Raw genomic sequence first — 19,347 nt, 5'->3', positions numbered from 1 at the left:
TCTCCCGTTCGAAACCAACAAGAGAGACCGTACTAGATAGTTCCGTTGCAGACAATATGTCAGTGGATTATTGCCGCGCGCGCCGCGCCGCCGACGCCTCCGCCGGTGCCGCGAGATGTCCTTCTGCCAGGGAATTCAAGGCGTGCAAGAGGTTGTCGCGATCGCCCTGCGGCAGCGCCTCCAGGGCATCCCGATGCACCCCGTCGACGATTTTCTGACTCCGCTTGGCGACCTTGGCCCCCTCCGGGGTGACCGCGATGATCCGCGCCCGCCGATCCGTACTCGAGGGCCGGCGCTCGGCCAGCCCGGCCTTCTCGAGCGCGTCGACGGTGACCACCATGGTGGTCTTGTCCATGTCGCCGATCTCCGCGAGCTGAATCTGGGTGCGCTCCTGCTCGAGGGCGTGCACCAGCACGCAATGCATGCGCGCGGTCAGGCCGATCTCGGCCAGCGCCGCCGCCATCCGGGTGCGCAGCACATGGCTCGTGTGGTCGAGTAGGAACGACAGGTCGGGCGCATCGCGCTTGGGTGCCAGTGCGGTCATGCACCCATCATAGTTTCGTTGCGGATAATCTTCACACCTCCGCATGCTCCCGGTCGGGAGAGCGCAGCGGGGCGCCGACATGATGCATGTGCCGCAGCGCTTCGCCGTAGGAGGAGAGCAGTCCGGTCTCGTGATAGGCCACGCCGATCTCGGCGCAGTAGTCCCGCACGATCAGCCGGGCGTGCCGCAGATTCGGCGTCGGCATGCTCGGGAACAGATGGTGCTCGATCTGATAGTTGAGCCCGCCCAGCGCGACATCGGTCAGCAGACCGCCGCGCACATTGCGGGAGGTCAGCACCTGGCGCCGGAGATAGTCGGGCCGATCGTCGCCGGTCAGCGTCGGCATGCCCTTGTGGTTCGGCGCGAAGATGCACCCCATGTACAGGCCGAACAGGCCCTGGTGGACGGCGAGGAACGCGAACGCTTTATCCGCGGGCAGCACCGCGAACAGCGCGCCCAGATAGAGCGCGAAGTGGCCGAACAGCAGTGCGCCCTCCAGGCCGCGATGCTTGACCGAACGATTCTTCAGCGCGCGCACGCCCGCCACATGCAGGTTCAAGCCCTCCAGCAGCAGTAGCGGGAAGAACAGGAACGCCTGCGCCCGCCCGAGCAACCGGGCCACACCACGGCTGGACCGCGCCTGCTGCTGGGACCAGACCAGAATGTCGGGCGCGACATCGGGATCGAGTTCCTCATGATTCGGGTTCGCGTGATGGCGAGTGTGCTTGTCCTGCCACCAGCCATAGCCCAGCCCGATGCCGGCGTTGCCGACGATCCGCCCCGTCAGCTCCGTCGGCCGCCGTAGCCGGAAGACCTGGCGATGCGCCACATCGTGCATGACCAGCGCGACCTGCGCGAACGTCACCGCCATCACCGCCGCGACCAGCAACGTCCACCACGAGTCGCCGACCAGCGCGAACGCCACCCAGCCACCCACGAACGCCAGCCCGACCAGACTGAGGCGGACGGCGTAATAGACAGGCCGGCGGTTCATCAGCCCCGCCTCGGAAATACGGCGCAACAGGCGGGCGTAATCACCGTCGGCGCCGCGCCGCGGTGGCCGGGGAGCGGACTCGGGAACCATGGCGGGTTTCGTCATCTCCTGAAGCTAACGGCCGAATTCTCGTTACCTGTAACCCCTTGGTATGACAGGCAATAGCACTGCGGTGTGAGATCGGCGCGTGCCCACGGCCCCCGCGGAGAATTCGAAACCACTAACAATCCTGACTGGAGTCGGCTCGCGACCGACTTCCGAGATGAGACGCCCGCGATCAAGCATGTGCTGCAACGGATTTACGTCCAGATACGGCCGTAGCGCCGGCAACGTGTGTTGTCGACAGCGAAATCAGCGGTATCACTTCGAATCCTGGTCGCAGTCTACGAGACGGGGGAGCTATCCGCTGGACGTCAGCGTGAATCCGTCGCCGGGACTTCGGGCCTACGACGACAACACTCTGGCCAGTTCCGCGATCGACGGATTCGTGAAGAGGTCGTTGAGGGTTAGCGCCAGGCCTCGCCGTTCGATCGCCGCACGGAGCTGAAGGGCGGAGATGGAGTCGCCTCCGGTGGTGAAGAAGTCGTCATCCGGGTGGGGCGCGGTGCCTAGAACCTCGGCCCAGGCCTCGGCGAGGATCGCCTCGGTCGCACTGCGCGACTGCGTGTTTCGTGATCGATGGCGCAGGCTCCGGAGAGCGCTGAGGTCGGCTTTGCCGTTATGGGTGCGCGGGAGCGAGGGCAGGGGGACGAAGACAGTGGGGAGTGCGTAGCCGGGTAGGCGGTCGCGAAGGAAGCCGGCGATTTCGCCTGGTGTGGCGACCCCGGAGTAGTACGCGACCAGAATGGTCGCGCCGGTCGCGGTGGTGTCGTCGAGAACCGCGGCAGCGCTGATGCCGGGGCAATCGGCGAGATGGCTGGTGACTTCCCCGAGGGTGACCCGGTTGCCGCGGATCTTGACCTGGTCGTCGAGGCGGCCGAGGTATTCGAGATCGCCCGCGGCGTTCAGGCGCGCGACATCGCCGGTTCGATAGCCGCGCGCGCCGCCGGTGGTGGTGAAGGCCTCAGCGGTCAGCTCTTCGCGCCGGTGATAGCCACGGGCCAACCCCGTGCCGGCGATGGTGAGCTGCCCGCTGGTCCCGGTCGCTGCAGCCGTGATCACGACGTTGTCGATCGGTTTGCCGATGGGCACGAGCACTGCCTTGCGGGCATCGGCCACGGTGATGTCGAAGTACGAGGAGTACACCGTCGCCTCGGTGGGTCCGTACAGATTGGCCAGGACGACGCTGTCGAGACCGGCGGCGGCAAACAGCTCGCCGAAACGGCGGACCAGTGCGGGCGGCAGAACTTCACCGGCGCAGAGGATGTAGCGCAAGGCGCGTACTCGGCGAAGCCTATCCGGTGCTGCTTCGAGTTCGTCGAGGAAGGGGCCGAACATCGACGGCACGAACTGGACCACTGTGACGCGGTGCCGGTCGACGGCCTCGATGATCTGACGCGGGTCGTTGTGCGCGCCCTCGCGGAGGACCGCCACCTCGACGCCGAACTGGGTGGACCAGAACATTTCTGGCACGGACACATCGAAGGTGTGCGGCGTCTTGTGCAGGATCACGTCGGACTCGGTCAATAAATAATGCTGCTGCATCCATGCCATGAGATTGACAACCGACCGGTGCTCGATCAGCACTCCTTTCGGCATGCCGGTGGAGCCGGAGGTATAGATCATGTACGCCAGGTCGGTTGGTCGCCCTGGTAGCGGCTCGGTGTGCCCCGTCGGACGAGTGTCCGGCGCGATGACGTCGACACCGAATCCGGAAGTGTTGTCCGGATCGCCGATCAGGAAGCGGGCGCCGGCATCTGCCAGCAGTGCGTGAATGCGCCGCTCTGGGTAGTCCGGCGAAATCGGCACATAGGCGGCGCCGGCCGCCAGCACAGCATGGATCGCGATGAGCAACTCCGGCGAGCGTGGCAGCAGGACGGGGACGAATTCTTCGGCGCGAAGACCACGTTCGCGCAAAGATGCCGCGAGAGTATGGACGCGGTTGTGAAAGTCACGGTATGTGAGCGCTTCGGTCTGGTCGGCCGCGTTCCTCCAGGTCAGTGCCGTCCGGTTCGGGTTGCGCGCGGCCACCCCTGTGAGCAAGGTGGAGAGCGTCGAGGTGGTCTCGAGGTCTACAGGTGTACTGGCCAATTCATTGCGGTGACCGGTCAGCGTCGCGAGGACTCCGCGCAGGGCGTGACCGAAGGTCGGTTGGTCGAAAGTTGCCGGGTCATAGAAGATTTCGAGATCGATGGTGCCGTCGTAGGCGTACTCGCTGATCACGATGGTCATCGCGTCCAAGGCGTAGCCGGCCGCGAGTGTCGACACATCACGCCGCAGTCGTTCCGCGTACTCGCCGTCTGGAATCTTGTTGTAGGTCAGTCGAATATCGAACAATCGCGGAGTCGTGCCGGTGTGCTCGCGCAGAGCGCGCAGCAAGTCCCCGAACGGGAATCGCTGGCGTCCCTGTAGCTCGCGCACCTGTGCTTCGACCAGGCTGCCGAGATCGATGAGTGTCGCCGCCTCGTCGACCGGAATATGCACGGGGAGAATATTGGTGAGATCACCGACTATCGACAGCTCGGCGGGCGTCTCGCGGTTGAGCAGGGTGATGCCGACAATGATGTCGCCACGCTCGTGCAGTCGGTGAAGCTGGATACCGACAGCCGCGAGCGTGAGCGCTACCACCGAACCTGTTGCGCGCACGCCCGCTACAGCTGTCCGCTGGAAACTCCGGGCATAGCGACGCAGGCCGGTACTGGTTGCGTCGCGGGTGAATAGCGCGGGTGCGAGCGGTAGGAACCGTTCGACGAGCGCATCGCGGTCGATGGTCCATGCGCCGGATTCGCGGTAGCGCCGGTATCCGTCGAGCAGCGAAAGAAAGCTGGGGACGGACTCGGGTGGTGCGATGCCGCTGTAGGCGGCGGAGATCTCCCGCGCGATCACGACCGATGACCAGCCGTCGCTCACCGCGTGGTGGAACCGGCTGAACACGATCAAGGAGTCGCCGCTATCGCGCAGGATGGTGAACTCACTCTGCGGTCCGTCGAGCGGTAGCACCACAGCGATGCGTCTCTGTGTCCACTGTGCAAGGGCTGCAGCAGGATCCGGGCTGTCACGAAAGTCCACGAAACCGACTGCCGCGGGTGTGACGGCCAGGGTCTGTCGTGGCGGCACGGCGTCGATGTCGAATCGCAGGCGCAGGGCGTCGTGCCGACGTTGCAAATCGAGGAGCACCGCACGTAGACGATCGACGTCGGTCGCGCCGCCGACGCGAATGTAGTGCGCGGCCTGGACAACCGGCAGTTCCGGATAGCGTGCGCCGACCACGACGAGATCGGCCTGGTAGGGCGTCAACGGCCAGGTGGATCGGGTGGGGCTCTCTCCGGAGAGATTGATGCGGAGCCGCTCGGCGAGCGCGGCCGGGGTGGGGTGATCGACAAGGTCGGCGACCTCGAATCGGACCCCCGTCGCAACTTCCAGCCGGTTGCGCAGCTCCAGCGAAGCCAGCGAGTCGATCCCGAGCTCGCTGAATGTCGCGGTGCCGGCGGGCAGATCATCGCCGCCGTATCCGAGCACCGCCGCTACCGCCTGCTGCACGACGAGATCTGGCCGCCGAGTCGGTTTTTCGATGATCGGCGGCAGTGCGGGCGCCGCGAACTCGCGCGGCGGGATGCCGGGGAGTTTCACTCCCTCCTCGGGCATCATCCAAAATCGCTGGCGCTGAAAGGGATAAGTCGGAAGGTCGACCAGGTGTGCACCCGCACCGGAGAAGCTGGCATGCCAATCCACCGCGACACCGGCCGAATACAGCTGACCTGCCGAGGTCAGAAATCGGCGGAGCCCACCGTCGTCGCGTCGTACTGTGGCGACGACCGCTGTCGCCGCGGGCCGGCCGGCCTCCGCGTCCATGGCCGCGATGGTTTCGTGCACGCTGAGGCTGAGCACCGGATGCGCGCTGACTTCCAGAAACACCCTGGCACCACCGCTGTACGCGGCACGCACCGCACTCTCGAAACGAACAGTCTCGCGGGTATTGCGATACCAGTAGTGGGCATCGAGGTGCACGGTGTCGAGCAGATCACCGGTAACCGTGGAAAAGAACGGGATGGCACAGCTGCGAGGAATGACGGTCGCCAGCGTGTCCTCGATTGCCGCGCGCAGCGGCTCGACAAGCGGGGAATGCGAAGCCACGGAGGCGGGGACCTGTCGCGCATCGATGTCGTTGGCGTCGCAATATCGCAGCAGTCGCACGACATCGGCAGTGCTGCCGGATAACACACAAGAGCTGGGACTGTTGACGCACGCCACCGAGAGCGCGCCATCGAGAAGTGCGCCGGCCTCGGCGGCGGGTAGCGGGACGGACACCAGGGCGCCATTGCCGGTGACCCGCGCCATGACTTTGCCGCGATGTGCCACCACCAGAGCGGCCTCGCGCAGTGTCAGTGCTCCCGCGAGGTGGGCGGCGGCTATTTCGCCCTGCGAGTGGCCGATGACCGCGGCGGGTCGTACGCCGAACTGCTCCCACATCCGCGCCAACGCCACCATCACCGTGAACAACACGGGCTGGATGACATCCACCTGTTCCATGGGCGGCGCGTGGCGCGCGCTACGCAGCACATCGGTGACCGACCAGTCCACGAACTCCGCGAGAACCTCCTCGCAACGGGTTACGTGCTCCGCGAAAGCCGGTGCTGTATCGAGTAATTCGAGCGCCATCCCCTGCCACTGCGGCCCCTGGCCGGGGAAGACGAAGACGACGCCCCCGGAGGCATCCGCCGGTGCGGACGTGGCGTGCACCTCGGCCAAGCCGGCGATCAGCTCGGCGGTGTCCGCGCCGAGAACCACTGCGCGCTTGGCGAACTCCGACCGGCCGGTGACCAGCGTGTACCCGACGTCGGCGGCTCGCAGCTGTGGCCGGCGTTGCAGGTGGGCGGACAACTGAGCCGCCCGGGCGTTGAGCGCGGCGTCGGTGCGGGCGGAGAGCACCAGCGGCACGATCGGGGGTTCGCGGCGGGGGAACACTACGGGATCGGCGGTCGCGGGCGCCTGTTCGATGACGACGTGGCAGTTCACGCCACTGATGCCGTTCGAGGAAACCGCCCCCCGTCGAGGCGCCTCGGGCTCGGCGGGCCAGGCGACGAGTTCGTTCGCCACCCGCACCGTGCCCGCCGACCAATCGATCGCCGGTGACGGTAGGTCGTAATGTGCTGTCGCAGGCAGAATTCCGCGACGGATCGATTCGACCATCTTGATCACGCCGGCGACTCCCGAACCCGCCTGGGTGTGACCGAAATTCGATTTCAGCGATCCGATCCACAATGGGCGATCGGTAGTGCGCACCCTTCCGTAGGTCGCGGCCAGCGCCGCGACCTCGGTCGGATCACCGACTTCGGTGCCGGTGCCGTGTGCCTCGACGACTTGGATATCGGCTGTGCTCAGTCGAGCATCGGCCAGCGCGTACTCGATGGTCTCCTGCTGGGCGTATCGGTCGGGTGTACTCAATGATGCCGATGCTCCGTCGGAGGTGACGGCGCTGCCGCGCAGCACCGCCAGCACCGGATGCCCCAGCCGTTGCGCATCGCGGAGTCGCTCCAAGAGCACGACCCCGATGCCTTCGCCCAGTCCGAAACCTGTTGCGGTAGAAGAGAATGGGCGCGTCGTGCCATCCTTGGACAACACGCGCAGCACGGAGAAACCGGCGAACAGGCTGGCCGTGCTGTGGATGGTCCCGCCGCCGGCCAGCGCCATCGAGCACTCGCCCGATCGCAATGCCCTGATCGCGGTGTGGATCGCCACCAGTGACGACGAGCAGGCGGTATCGATGCTGAGAGACGGCCCGCGCAGGCCTAGCACATAGGCCACACGGCCGGAGGCCACGCTCGCCGCGACGCCGGTGTCCAGATAGCCCTTGGTCCGCGTCATGTCCGCCATCCGTGGCCCGTACTCGGCCTGGATCAGCCCGAAATAGACCCCTGTCCGACTCCCGCGCAACGATCGCGGATCGATACCGCCGCGTTCGATCGCCTCCCAGGATGTTTCGAGCAGCAGCCGCTGCTGCGGCTCCATCGCCACGGCCTCCCGAGGGCTGATTCCGAAGAATTCGGCATCGAAAGTTGTTGCTTCACTCAGGAAGTGACCGAATTTCGTGGAGCTGGCAGCGCGGCGCCCTTCGGCACCTACCAGGTGCGGCAGGTCCCAGCCTCGATCGCCGGGCAACTCCGAGACGGTGTCGCGGCCCGAGACCATGGTGTCCCACATGGCCTCGACCGAGTGCACCCCGCCGCCGAAGCGGCAACTCATCGACACCACCGCGATCGGCTCGCACCCAGCCCTCTCGTCGCTCGCCGACCCCGACACAGTCCCAAAACCCCTTACTCATCCGCATGGCTCGACGTCAGGGTAGACAGTTCTGGTTACCCCTCGGTTATGAAACGGTCAGCGCGGATCCCTTCGATGGCACATGCTCTGACCGGGCGTTACGCGGCGAATTAACCCCATTTAGGGTCAAAATGTTTACTTGTGCAGGAGGGCTCGCTAACGCTTCACTCGTCGCTATGACCAGCACACAGCATCACCGCGCCGCCGCTCACGTGACTCGAAACACCGCGGCTACGCAAAGCCTCTTCGCTATACCGGGTCTGCTCGTCGAGCTCGAGACGACGATGTCGCGATCCGATGCTCGCGGCACGCAGTCGGTCGGTGGGCGAACTTCGATCAAGGGCCGGGAGCCGATCCTGCCCTACGACAAGGTCGCCGCAGACGCGCGAGCGCTCCTCCTGGACATCCTCGGCCGCGTCGTGGCCCAGATGTCGGCGGTTGTCGGCCAGCCCGCGCCCGCGGCGCCGCGGGACCGCGTTTTGTTCGCGTCCGCGTGCTTGCCGGATCTGCCGGACGATTCGGCTGTATGGGCGGGCATCGGGGACGTCGCGCGAGCGGTGCGTGTCGCCCGGGCGGCTATCGATCGACCGGAGGTGCACCGCGTCCTCGGCCGTTGCGGCTGTGGTGCCCCGCTCTACGCTGCCGAAATCCGGGATGTCCTGGCCTGTGAGAGCTGCGGGCGAACCCATTCGGCTGCCGATGTACGCGCTACGGCGTTGGTCCGCGCGGCCGACAAGCTTGCCACCGCGGCGCAACTGGCTCGATTGTTGCCGTGGATGGGTGAGACCCGTATCACCGCCGATCGAATTCGGCAGTGGGCGGTGCGCGGCAAATTGGCCGCCCACTCGGTGGATGGTCGAACCCTGTATCGCGTCGGTGATGTTCTGGCCCTCGTCTCCGGCTGCCGGTGACCTGAGCCGTGTTCCACAGGCGTTACCATTTAGAAGTACAGACCAGTTGTTATGTTTCCGCGCAGGTGCGGTCGGAGGAGTGCTCGTGTCCCACGGTGAGTTGACCGTGCCCCTGCCGACCCTGGCCGACTATGTCGCCTTTCATCGCAAGCGCCTGAAGCTGACCCGAGCGGCCCTGGGGGGTCGCGCGCATCTGGCGGCCCGCACGATTCAGAAACTCGAGACCGGTGAACAACTGAGTCTCACGGAGTCCTCGTTGAATTCACTCGCCCGCGCGCTCGACCTCAACCATGAGGATCAGCGCCGGCACCTGGACGAGCTGACCCGCGTGCACAAGCCCCGGCCGTGGCTCCCCACCGAGCTCCGATTCGATGCGACCGCGGACGAGCGTGCGATGCTCGACGATCTGATGCCCCAGCCCGCCGCGTACTGCAACGAGAGCTGGACCGTCGTCGCCGCCAACGCTGCCTACCGGGAGCTTTTCCCAGGTCGCGTGGAGGCCGGCAACATCCTGCTCTGGCAGTTCAGTGCCATCGGCCGCAAGACGATCGTGAACTGGGACACCGAGGTGACGGGCACCGTCTCCAGAATGCGCGGCATTCTGGCCCACTTCGGCAACCCCGCCCTCGGGGCGGTGCTGCTGAACGAGCTGGCCAAAGATCCCGATTTCGTCGAGATCTGGATGCGTCGCGAGGTGGGCTTCGATCGCGCGGTCGACGAGCCCCAGCACATCTATACCGCCACGGGACCGGTCACCGTGATCATGCAACTGCAGTCGGTCGCTGCCCGTCTGGACCGGTTGCACCTGTGCGTGGGAGTCGTTCGTCCTTACTCGGGTCCGGTCGAACTCATCAAGCCCCAGGCCGACTAGGCCGCTGCCGCCGGTCCAGCCTGCTGACCGGCTACCGAATTCTTCTCTCGGCGCATCTCCGTTGTACGTGCCCGCATCCAGGCAATTGCTGGCGATGCGGTAGTCGAGCATGCGCCAATTCGCTCTCAGGAGATCCCCTAATGTCGTCGAACCCTGTCCTACCGCCCTGCTTCGGAATCCGAGGATTCATTCAGCGTAGTACCTTGCGTAATTGGCCCGTCCATCCAGAAACCGTTGCCGCGCAAAATATTTGCCGGAATTCCTGTCCGCCCGAGCGGTTTCGCGATTGCGCGGAATCGGCGCTTCGGGCCGGTGAGATCTTCGACGAGATCGGCCGGCCGCACGTCGCGGACGGTGTGGTGATGGCCGGCGTCGTCTGCCGAGGTGACGCGGCAACAGCGCGTATTCTGCGCAGGATCTTGGCTGCTGAGGCGCAGGACTCCGACGGGCCCGATCGTCGGTGCACCGACTGTGAACGACCGATGTGCACGCGTAGGCGTCGCCGGCCCGGGCATGTCCTGCATGGCAGCGGTGGTCGCTGCTACGGATGTTATCGAGCATCCGGACGTGCGGCCTGAAGATCATTTCGGAATTGTTTCCGGCTGGCCCGGTCTAATGAATGCCGGTGTAATCGAACACCAGTTCCAGAAATAAGTTCCTTGGGGTTCTGGTCAGTATCGTCTGCCCATCCGGGTGCCGGAGTTGGGGCGCGGAAATCAAGTATGGAATGGGTGTCAGTGGAGCATACGCAATCGGGGTCGGTGGTCGTAAGACTGTTGGGCGCCTTCGAGATCGGGTTCGAAGGCGCCGAGATGATCCCGTGGAGATCGAAGAAATGCACGAATCTGTTCGCATTTCTGTTGATCAATCATGGCCGGTTGGTGAGCCGGCCCCGCCTCGAGCAATTGCTGTGGCCGGAGCCGGAGCGGCCCGCCGGTCCGACGGCGTTGAAGGTGCTAGTCCATTCGTTGCGCCGAGCCCTCGACGCCGCCTTCGGTGCGGAACGTGACTTCTTGCGGATCGGCAGCGGGGAGGGCGGCTACCGATTGGAGCTCGGCGAGCGCGTCCGAGCGGACATCCATGAATTCGAGCGGTTGTGCCGTGCGGCCAGCGAAGCCTCCCGGCACGGGGCCGTGGATGCCGCGCTCGACTGCTACAGCCGGGCGGTCGACCTCTACCAGGGGGACTTCATGGACGGCCGGGGCGAAGAATGGGTGCTGGAACAGCGAGAGTGGTTGCGGGCCAAGATGATGCACGCGCTCGGCCGTTTGCTGCGACACGCCAACGATGTCGATGACGCGGTAACGGCGATTCAGCATGCCCGTCGAATGCTGGAGCTGGACCCGACCGAGGAACGCGCCTTTCAGGCGATGATTCTGGTTCATGGTCGGCGCGCCGAGCTCGATCAGGTGAACTACTGGTACGAACTCTGTGTCGGCCGGCTCGCCCGCGAACTCGACGCTTCCCCGCAGGAGGAGACCCGGAGACTGCTGCACCGAGCCCGCAACGGTGATCTCTCGGAGCCCCGCGGTATCGGCCGGAGCCGACGGCCCAGACGGCGGCGGCGTGCCTCGACGGCCGTCGATGAACAGTGCACCGCGATCTGAGGAAGCCGATGGCCACAAACCTTAACCGGCTAATAACCGTGCGCTGCTAGAACCACACGCATGGCGAGTACCGCGGAGCAGTTGACGCAGCTTTTTGTCGAAGACCTCAAGATCGAAGCAAGCCAACTGACGCCACAGACCTACCTGGTCGCTGACCTGGCGTTCGACTCCCTCGCATTCAAGATCACCATGTCCTCGATCGAGGCCCGCTTCGGCATCACCCCGCCCGAACGCGCGGCCATGGCATGCATGACCTTCGGCGACTTGACCGAACTGATCGAAGAGTGTGTAGCCGGCCGAGGCGCGGCAGAACCTGAGTCAGGCGGTCGGTGAGCAGCTTCACCGACCGCCTGTACCGGACGGCTACGAGTACCGCCCGCGGGATGGTGACGGGGGAGCCGTCGGCTCCCAGTCGCCGTACCTGGGGCGACGTGCACCAACTGGCAAGAAGGATGGCCGGCGCCCTGGCGTCGCACGTCGAGCCGGGCGGACGAGTTGCCGTCCTGATGGAGGACCCTGCCGATATCGCACCGGTGGTGCAGGCGATCTGGATGCGTGGCGCGGCATTCACCATGCTGCAGCTGCCCACCGCCCGCACAGATCTCGGGCAGTGGGTCGCGGCGACAGCGGGCGTGCTGGCGATGATCGACGCCGACGTGCTGATCGTGGGCTCGTCGTTCGACACCGCCCTGGCGGAGGGCGGACTGCCGGTCCCGGTAGTGCACGTCGGCCACCTCGCGTCCGGTCCGGCGGCCGAACCAGCCGCCCCGGCGGAGGACGATGCGGCCCTGCTCCAGCTGTCTTCGGGTTCTACCGGCGACCCCAAGGCCATCGTCATCACCCACCGCAACCTCTACGCAAACATCACCGCGATGATGGAGCGCTCCGGTCTGACCACGGCCGCCGATGAGGTCATGATCTCGTGGCTGCCGTTGTCGCACGACATGGGCATGATCACCTTCCTGGCCATGCCCATGCTCGCCGGTGTCGAGTTGGTTAGCATCACCGCCGCCGATTTCCTGCGCGACCCCTTGCTGTGGGCGCAGCTGATCAGCCGCTATCGGGGCACCTTCACCGGCGCCCCGAACTTCGCCTACGCGTTGCTCGGGAATCGCCTCGACCGCGTCGCCGACGACCGCGCCTACGACCTGTCGAGCATGCAGGTGGCCGTCAACGGCGCCGAGCCGATCGACTGCGCCGCGATGGACACCTTTACCCGGCAAGCGGCCCGATTCGGTTGGCCGGAAACAGCATTGGCGCCGTGCTACGGCTTGGCCGAAGCCGTGGTCGCCGTCTCTACGCCGGACCGGGGCAGCGGTTTGCGGGTCGATCACGTCGACCGCCGTGTCCTCGAAGGCGAGGGCATCGCCGCACCCCTGGCCACAGGCGTCGCCTACGCCGAGCTCGGAAAGCCGTTGGCCGGAATAGAGATACGCGTTGTCGACCCGACTACCGGGGTCGCACGCGGAACCCGGCAGGTGGGCGAATTCGAACTGCGTGGCGACAGTATGACGAGTGAGTACCTGACCGCCCGTGGTAGTCGCGCGGCCCAGGACGCCGAGGGCTGGCTGCGAACCGGTGACCTCGGATACCTGACCGAGGGCGGCGAACCCGTCATCTGCGGGCGCCGGAAAGACGTCATCATCATCTCTGGGCGCAATCTGTATCCCACTGACATCGAGCGAGCGGTCGAACGTGTGGAAGGGGTTCGGGTCGGCAACAGCGTCGCCGTCTCGCTCGGTGCGGGCGGCGCCGGTGAGGGGTTCGCCGTGCTCGCCGAATCCGACTCGCACGCAGACGAATCCCGCGCGCTCCAACTACGGCGTGCAATCAGCATGGAGGTTTTCCGAGCGGTGGGTATCCCGCCGCGATCGGTGGCCATTCTCGCTCCCGGCGCACTCCCCAAAACGACGTCTGGCAAGCTGCGTCGATCCAGTGCGCGCGCAATCGTCACAGCGGCAGGCTGATTCCGAAACGATCGATGGAAATGCGCGTCTACCTGCGCTGTTCAACACTTCCCGCGGGTCTGTCACGGTTGTCGGTGCTAGGCTACGCCGATCGTTGCTCCGCGCGACGGCATCTGGTGCATAGTCCACCACTCTCGTGAATGACGTGACCGAGCAGTTTGCGGCGTCGAGTAGTCATGGGCTTGTGGCAGTTCAGGCAGTGCCTGGGTCTATTGGCGGGTGTTTCGGCGTACTGCTTGATGACGCGTCGGAGCGCTTTCCCGGTCAGGGCGTCGCCGCGGCAGACGATTCCCGCCATCACCACCCCGTCGGCGACGCGGTCCTGGTCATCCCCGACAGAGTTGCCGGCGCTCAAAGCTGAACGCGCGCAGTCGAGAAAGAGGTCGCGCGGGCAGCTGTCCCGGCACAGTGCCTGCGCGGCGATTGTTGCCGGCAGTACCTGCCAGCCGCTGGTGTCCTTGGGCTCCAGGAAGCCGGGGAGTCCAAGGCACGGGGGTTGTTCGTTCACCACGCTAGATTACAACGAAAAATGTTAGTTGTATGCATTCAGGCGATAGTCGGCGCGCGGCTACGAGTTCCCACGCACTTGGAGACGAATGCTATCGATTGCCTACGTTTACACACATTTACTGCAGATATCGCAGACATTCTGCTGTCGAAGTTCGGGGCCTGCTGGAGTGCTCAACCATCGTCTACGCGCTGCGGTACATCTAATATTGTCTTAATTGTATGTTTGGATGTATCGTTCGTCTGTCTTGCCTCGCGCCGACTCCGTCGCGAGTGTGTCTGCGGGCCAAAGCTTTCGGATGGCTATCCGAGGTCGGCCCACCCATCTTCCTGCGGTATCCCTCGCAGGCCTCCGCCCTAGTCGAGAAGGTCAGATGTACACCGAACCACTGAGTCCCGAGCGTCGCGCCGCCGTCATGGCAGCGCTCGAGGCGATTCCGGCGCTATTGGCCGAACTCGACATCACTCTCAGTCGTGCGGACTCCCTCGCACCCGCGGGTTCGCTGGGGTACGTGCGCGCGACGAAGACGGAACAGGCCCTGCCGTTCAATACCGGTGCTGCTAAAGCACATCGGGACATCAAGATGGTGTTGAACAGCTACACCGCGCGGGTAGCGGTCGCCGTTGCCCACCGCGCACCGGTGGCTTCCGTCGATCAGGTCCGCTTCCTCGCCCGGCACTTGCCCCGGATCCCGGATGATTCGGAGGCACTCGCCGGTCTGGACGTCGCGTTGGCCAGGGCGGTTCAGGGGGCATACCGCACGATCGACCGGCCGGAATCGCTGTCGAGGATCGGCGATTGTGTGTGCGGTGTGGGGCTCTACTCCCAGCCGGATATCGACATCGTCCGATGCGGTGGCTGCGGAATCGTCGTCTCGGTGCGGCAGCAGCGCCGTCAGTTGCTGAACCAGGCCTACGAGATGATGGGCACCGCAGCCGAACTCGCCCGGATCGTGCCCGACGGGTTCGGCGCCGGCCGTATCACCGCCGAGCGGATCAGGCAGTGGGCCCGGCGCGGCAAACTGACCGGCCGAGTCGTCGGCAACCGCACCGTGTATCGACTCGGCGACGTGCTCGAGCTGTGCACGGCTCAGCGAAGCGACCTGCGTCGATCCGCCTGATCCGGAGCGGATTTGGAAATGGCCGTTTTCCTGCGCTGTTGGACATTTTTTCGGGGTTCGTCACGCCTCCGCTGATAGGCTGACGCCGCAGGATTGATACCGATACAGAACCGTTCGTCCTGCCCGAAGGTTCGAATGCGGCGATCCGGAATATCTGCTATTCCGTTGCCCGCCAAGTCAGTTCATCACATGTGAGCCTTCACCCCTCTGCGGGACTATTCGAAATCCCCGCAAACGAATACATAAAGCAAAGGAAACGACGATGTCTTGGTCCGGAGATCCGATCTGGCTCGCCGACGTGCTGCGCGCAGCGGGTCTGCGGGTAATCGAGCACGAAGGGTGGCGTGACCGCGGGCATGGCGACTTCCGTGACCTGCGCGGTGTGCTGTGTCATCACACGGCCGGTGGCGGCAGCCAGGATTGGCGCATCGTCCAATATGGCCGCCCCGATCTGGAGGGGCCGCTGGCTCAGTTGGTCCTGGAACGCGACGGCACCTTCCGCGTCATCGCCGCCGGAGTGTGCTGGCACGCCGGCCGCGGCTCCTGGCCCGGCTGGCCCACCGACAACGCCAACTACCACGTAATCGGTATCGAGGCCGTCTCCCGCGGCGACGGAACCGACTGGACCCCAGCACAATTGGATGCCTACAAACGCGGCTGCGCCGCCATCCTGGCCCGCATCGGCCGCACCGCCGAGGACTGCGTCGCCCACCGCGAGTACAGCCGCGAAGGAAAAATCGACCCCGCCGGCATCGACATGGACGAATTCCGCCGCGACGTCGCGGCTTTCATCGAGAGAAAGGACGCGCCGATGAGCGCTTCAGAAGTGAGCAAACTCCAGGACTTCATCACCAAGTTCTGCGGCCCGATCAGCAGCGATGTCAAGGACATTCGCGAACAGCTGTGCGGTCTGGAACAGCGTGACCTGGGCCAGTTCGCCGGCTGGCCGCAGCTGGGTGGCCGCACCGTGGTCGACGCCCTCGCCGACGTCATCGGCCGGTTGGACAAGTTCGAACGCCGCTTCATCCCGCCCACCCCCTAATTCGTACGGGCGCCATCCCGCTCGCGCAGTACCCCCGGCAGTAGCCGGTCAGCTTCATTCAAGCCCGCCCCGTTGCGCGCCGCCTCCCGTGCAAGTCCACGGTCGCAGACGCCGCCGCGCACTGGGCGCCCGGTCCCGCCCCTGGCTCCACTCGTATCCCAGGGGCGGGACCGCTCCTTTCTCAGCAGCCTCCCAGCGCCGCGTCCGACCGAATCGGCGGAGTGCGTGCGCTCCCGTATCCATCCGAAGTCGTTCCTGCACAGCAGGTCCGGCTCGATCAGCGATTTCCCGAGGTTCACCCGCAATGGATTCCACCGTCGAATACAACAAGCCCAACTCACTGCAGGCGCTGGGCCTAGATCCGGCAACAATGGCCAACCCGCAGTCGAACTCGGCGGCGGAGAACGACAAAAAGGTCCAGCAGGATCCCGTCCTATCCACGATCGTCAAACCGCAACCCGCCAAACCGAGTTCGCTGCAGGCGGTCGGAATCGATCCGCCCAGTGTGGCGCCGAAGCCGATTCCGCAGCAACCGAAGGAACCGCAAAAGCCGGTATCGCCGTCGGTGGCGGCGATGTACCCGGGCCTGCTCGGACCTGCCGATAGCGCCACAAGTGCTTCCCCCGGTGCGATGGGCCTGCCGGACACGCTTGCGCTTGTCAAAAATGGCGCCCCGAAGCCCGGTCAAACAGTCACTTTGCCCAGCGGCACCACGATCGATTACGAGGGCGTGCGACTGTCGAATGGGCTTACTGGGCTTCAGTCGACGATGAATGTCCCTGGCATGGATCAGCCGCTCGTATCGCGCCCGCAGGCGAGATACTCGCCCGAACGGCTGGCTGGCCTTTTCGCCACTGACGATGCTTACACCGCCGAGCAGCGGGACCGCGACTTGGCGCTCCTCAATGGTCCACGAAAAATGGGTCCGTACACTGCTGGCGCGCTTGCCTCCGAGGCTGCTGCTAAAGCGGCGGCAAGTCAGCGACTGAACGCGCACTGGAACCAGAGCGGACTGGTGCGCGGACCGGACGGGGCGACAGTCTTGCCCAGACCGGGTTACAGCCCAGTTCAGTTGGCGAACGACCTGAATCTGGCCAGTACCACCGGCGTTCTCGATGAGGCCAGTGAACGACTCCGGCAGGATGCACGAGAACGGCTCGACAAGTTTGCGTACACAAAGCAGGATCAGGACGACGACCAGTTCGCCGCGCAGTACCAGTACCTTCCATTCGATGATCCACGCCGCCAGGCAGAGGTTCAGCGCTTTGTCGAGTCTGGTCTCACCCCGGCTCAAGCGCAGAGTGTTGTGTGGCGCAATGCCTACGATGCTCGGAACCGTCTGAACCAGGCCGGAATTCCGCTGCTCGATCGAGCACAAGCTGAGCAACTCGAGAATACGCCGCGGCTCTATGCTACCGATCCACGCCGACCGCTCGTCGCGGACAATTCCCCGTACGAGGGCAAGCCGCATAGGCTCAACGAGACAGACTTCCGCAACTTTCTCGGTGAGATGACCGGCCTCAAGGACCTGCAAGAAGGTCTCTACAACGGCGATCCTGGGCAAGTCGCGTGGGGCAGCGCCATGACGGCCCTGACCTTCACTCCCGGCGTGTTCGGCAAGCCGCTGATGGCAATGTTCGGCAAAATCGGCCGGTGGGCAGACGATATTCCGCCCGCTGTCGCCGGACCCGCAACCAACGGTTTGCTGCACGGGCTTGGTGCCGGCGGCGGCACAGCCGACAATCTTGCGCCGCTGCTCAGGAATATTGACCCACCCACGCCGACCCTCCATGTGCCCCGGTCGAACGATCCGCTACCTGCCAGTTGGGATGGAGCGGTCGCGGTTCCGGGCAAACCCAAACCGACTCCCGATGCCGGCCTACCTGAAAGCGTGCCGAACATGGGGCATGGACCCGTGCCGGAAGCGCCCCGAAGGCTTCCGGGCGATGGTCCAGCGGTATCTCCCTGGAGACAGCCGCCACCTAATATCGATCGCCCGTGGGACCCGGACTACATGCCATTCTTCAACAACCACGGGCCATTCAATCAAAAGCCCGGATGGTATAAGCGGTTTGGGCGTAGTGATGAGCCAGGCGCGCACAACGGGCCGCGGCAAAACAGCACTCGCCCAACGCCCGATGGGGACCCGGCCCCGTATACGGGGCCCTCCAAGGACGCGCCGCCTGGCGTAATGCCGGTTGGTGTCCGTGAGGTGGGCGAAGGTGCCGCTATGCGGTGGTATAGCGACATCAGCAAGGGGTACGTCACTATGCCGGGATGGGCAAAGGTCCCGCCCAGTAAGTACGTGAAGTCGCAATACACTCCGGAGCAACAATTTTCGCTTACGTCTGGTGCACGGTCGAAAATCGACGAGGTACAAGCTGCTAGAGATGCGCAAGATCTAGTCGTTGACGGCTTGCGAAGTGAGCGGGACGATATCGCCGGTGAGCTCGGACTCCAGCCTGACAAGTTGACGGAAAAGTACCTGAACGAACAGATGGCGACTCTCGAAAGAAAGTATTCATCTGCGGAGATCGGACGTCTTGAAGCCGCGATGTCCGCCGTGAATAAGGCGGAGTACCAAGCCAATAAGCTGACTGAGACGATGGGCAATATTGCGGCCCGCGACTACATCCACCAGATGGGTGGTGAGGTCATAACCGGTTTGGACGATGCTCTCACCGGATCGGGAAAGCTCGACGTCGTCGGCATCGTGAATGGCAAGCTCGTCGTCGTGGAGGCCAAAGGTGGCGGGGCCCAGTTGGGCACGCGGTGGGTCGATGGGGATCCAGGTCAGCTCATTCGGGTTCAGCAGGGCACGCCCCAGTATTTGAAGTGGATGCTCGACAACGATCCTGACCTGGTCAAGGCACTAAAAGACCGAGGGCTCTTGGAGGCGGTCCGCAACGGTGAGATGGACGTTGTGTACGACATGATCCGCTACAACCCGAAGGTTGGGCAGCCTCAGTGGTCGAGGTTCAACATCGAAGACAGCCCGGCTGTCCCACCTGAGGCAATTCGGCAACTTGGCCAGCCCGGCGCTGTGACACCGGCTGTCGCAGCTGCCCCTGCAGCAGACATCGCCGCACCGCTACAAACAGCATGGTTGGAATCCGCCACAAACTCGCTACTTGCGACATTGAACACCCAAGCCGCGCTTACAGTCTCCCTGCTGGGTGCTGCAACGGGGGTCGTCGCCGGGGTTGCCCGTAATTCCACTCGTACCGATCAATCGTTGACCGTCAACATCTCAGCGGCCAACCTGCCCAGCGAAGACAACGGCGATAGTGAGCTGTTCCACTGGCTGACATACGGTTCAGGGATCCGCGGCTAGGTCCAATCCAACAGGAAGTACTATCCCAA

At 64.7% G+C, this 19,347-nt stretch carries 12 protein-coding genes; 8 read left to right on the top strand and 4 right to left on the bottom strand.

Going from position 1 to position 19,347, the window contains the following annotated elements; genetic code table 11:
* Positions 1 to 67: 67 nt before the first annotated feature.
* The 3 genes from AB0H76_RS31650 to AB0H76_RS31640 all read right to left on the bottom strand — a co-directional run bounded on the left by AB0H76_RS31650 (position 68) and on the right by AB0H76_RS31640 (position 7,889).
* The gene (locus AB0H76_RS31650; RefSeq protein WP_357330685.1) at positions 68 to 544 is read right to left on the bottom strand and encodes a MarR family winged helix-turn-helix transcriptional regulator; all 477 of its coding nucleotides are present in this window, start codon (positions 542 to 544) and stop codon (positions 68 to 70) included.
* 31 nt (positions 545 to 575) lie between these two features.
* Complete coding sequence (locus AB0H76_RS31645; protein ID WP_357330684.1) at positions 576 to 1,643, bottom strand: acyl-CoA desaturase; 1,068 nt, start codon at positions 1,641 to 1,643, stop codon at positions 576 to 578.
* Between the two features lie 339 nt (positions 1,644 to 1,982).
* Positions 1,983 to 7,889, bottom strand: coding sequence for an amino acid adenylation domain-containing protein (locus AB0H76_RS31640; RefSeq protein ID WP_357330936.1), 5,907 nt, complete (start codon positions 7,887 to 7,889; stop codon positions 1,983 to 1,985).
* Between the two features lie 245 nt (positions 7,890 to 8,134).
* Between AB0H76_RS31640 and AB0H76_RS31635 the strand changes: the two genes are divergently transcribed.
* The 5 genes from AB0H76_RS31635 (at position 8,135) to AB0H76_RS31615 (ending at position 13,314) form a co-directional block, all read left to right on the top strand.
* Complete coding sequence (locus AB0H76_RS31635) at positions 8,135 to 8,869, top strand: hypothetical protein (protein ID WP_357330683.1); 735 nt, start codon at positions 8,135 to 8,137, stop codon at positions 8,867 to 8,869.
* A gap of 85 nt (positions 8,870 to 8,954) precedes the next feature.
* Positions 8,955 to 9,740, top strand: a complete 786-nt coding sequence (locus tag AB0H76_RS31630; protein ID WP_357330682.1) for a helix-turn-helix domain-containing protein — start codon at positions 8,955 to 8,957, stop codon at positions 9,738 to 9,740.
* Between the two features lie 776 nt (positions 9,741 to 10,516).
* Entirely contained in the window at positions 10,517 to 11,347 is an 831-nt protein-coding gene (locus AB0H76_RS31625; RefSeq protein WP_357330681.1) for a BTAD domain-containing putative transcriptional regulator, read from the top strand.
* A 60-nt stretch (positions 11,348 to 11,407) separates the two neighbouring features.
* Positions 11,408 to 11,680, top strand: a complete 273-nt coding sequence (locus AB0H76_RS31620; RefSeq protein ID WP_357330680.1) for a phosphopantetheine-binding protein — start codon at positions 11,408 to 11,410, stop codon at positions 11,678 to 11,680.
* Positions 11,677 to 13,314: a fatty acyl-AMP ligase gene (locus AB0H76_RS31615; RefSeq protein ID WP_357330679.1), complete on the top strand. Its 1,638-nt coding sequence runs from the start codon at positions 11,677 to 11,679 to the stop codon at positions 13,312 to 13,314. Before AB0H76_RS31620 ends, AB0H76_RS31615 begins: the two co-directional genes overlap by 4 nt.
* Before the next feature lie 82 nt (positions 13,315 to 13,396).
* Here the strand turns inward: AB0H76_RS31615 and AB0H76_RS31610 are convergent, their stop codons facing one another.
* Entirely contained in the window at positions 13,397 to 13,822 is a 426-nt protein-coding gene (locus AB0H76_RS31610) for a hypothetical protein (protein ID WP_357330678.1), read from the bottom strand.
* 373 nt (positions 13,823 to 14,195) lie between these two features.
* Here AB0H76_RS31610 and AB0H76_RS31605 point away from each other — a divergent pair, with 373 nt between their 5' ends.
* From AB0H76_RS31605 to AB0H76_RS31595, 3 genes are all read left to right on the top strand, one after another.
* Positions 14,196 to 14,942 carry a hypothetical protein gene (locus AB0H76_RS31605; RefSeq protein WP_357330677.1) on the top strand — a complete coding sequence of 249 codons (747 nt, stop codon included), beginning with the start codon at positions 14,196 to 14,198 and terminating at the stop codon, positions 14,940 to 14,942.
* A 262-nt stretch (positions 14,943 to 15,204) separates the two neighbouring features.
* The gene (locus tag AB0H76_RS31600; RefSeq protein ID WP_357330676.1) at positions 15,205 to 15,984 is read left to right on the top strand and encodes an N-acetylmuramoyl-L-alanine amidase; all 780 of its coding nucleotides are present in this window, start codon (positions 15,205 to 15,207) and stop codon (positions 15,982 to 15,984) included.
* Between the two features lie 304 nt (positions 15,985 to 16,288).
* Positions 16,289 to 19,318 carry a hypothetical protein gene (locus AB0H76_RS31595; RefSeq protein ID WP_357330675.1) on the top strand — a complete coding sequence of 1,010 codons (3,030 nt, stop codon included), beginning with the start codon at positions 16,289 to 16,291 and terminating at the stop codon, positions 19,316 to 19,318.
* The last annotated feature ends 29 nt before the right edge of the window (positions 19,319 to 19,347 follow it).

This window comes from Nocardia sp. NPDC050712 (assembly GCF_040654295.1).
In the GTDB taxonomy this organism is placed as follows: domain Bacteria; phylum Actinomycetota; class Actinomycetes; order Mycobacteriales; family Mycobacteriaceae; genus Nocardia.
The sequence above is the reverse complement of the archived record's forward strand: the minus strand, read 5'-3'. Positions and strand labels throughout refer to the sequence as shown.

Excerpts from the sequence above, each read along its gene's own strand:
- AB0H76_RS31650 (WP_357330685.1), bottom strand. The coding sequence starts at position 544 with ATGACCGCACTGGCACCCAAGCGCGATGCGCCCGACCTGTCGTTCCTA.
- AB0H76_RS31645 (WP_357330684.1), bottom strand. The coding sequence starts at position 1,643 with ATGACGAAACCCGCCATGGTTCCCGAGTCCGCTCCCCGGCCACCGCGG.
- AB0H76_RS31635 (WP_357330683.1), top strand. The coding sequence starts at position 8,135 with ATGACCAGCACACAGCATCACCGCGCCGCCGCTCACGTGACTCGAAAC.
- AB0H76_RS31620 (WP_357330680.1), top strand. The coding sequence starts at position 11,408 with ATGGCGAGTACCGCGGAGCAGTTGACGCAGCTTTTTGTCGAAGACCTC.
- AB0H76_RS31605 (WP_357330677.1), top strand. The coding sequence starts at position 14,196 with ATGTACACCGAACCACTGAGTCCCGAGCGTCGCGCCGCCGTCATGGCA.
- AB0H76_RS31600 (WP_357330676.1), top strand. The coding sequence starts at position 15,205 with ATGTCTTGGTCCGGAGATCCGATCTGGCTCGCCGACGTGCTGCGCGCA.
- AB0H76_RS31595 (WP_357330675.1), top strand. The coding sequence starts at position 16,289 with ATGGATTCCACCGTCGAATACAACAAGCCCAACTCACTGCAGGCGCTG.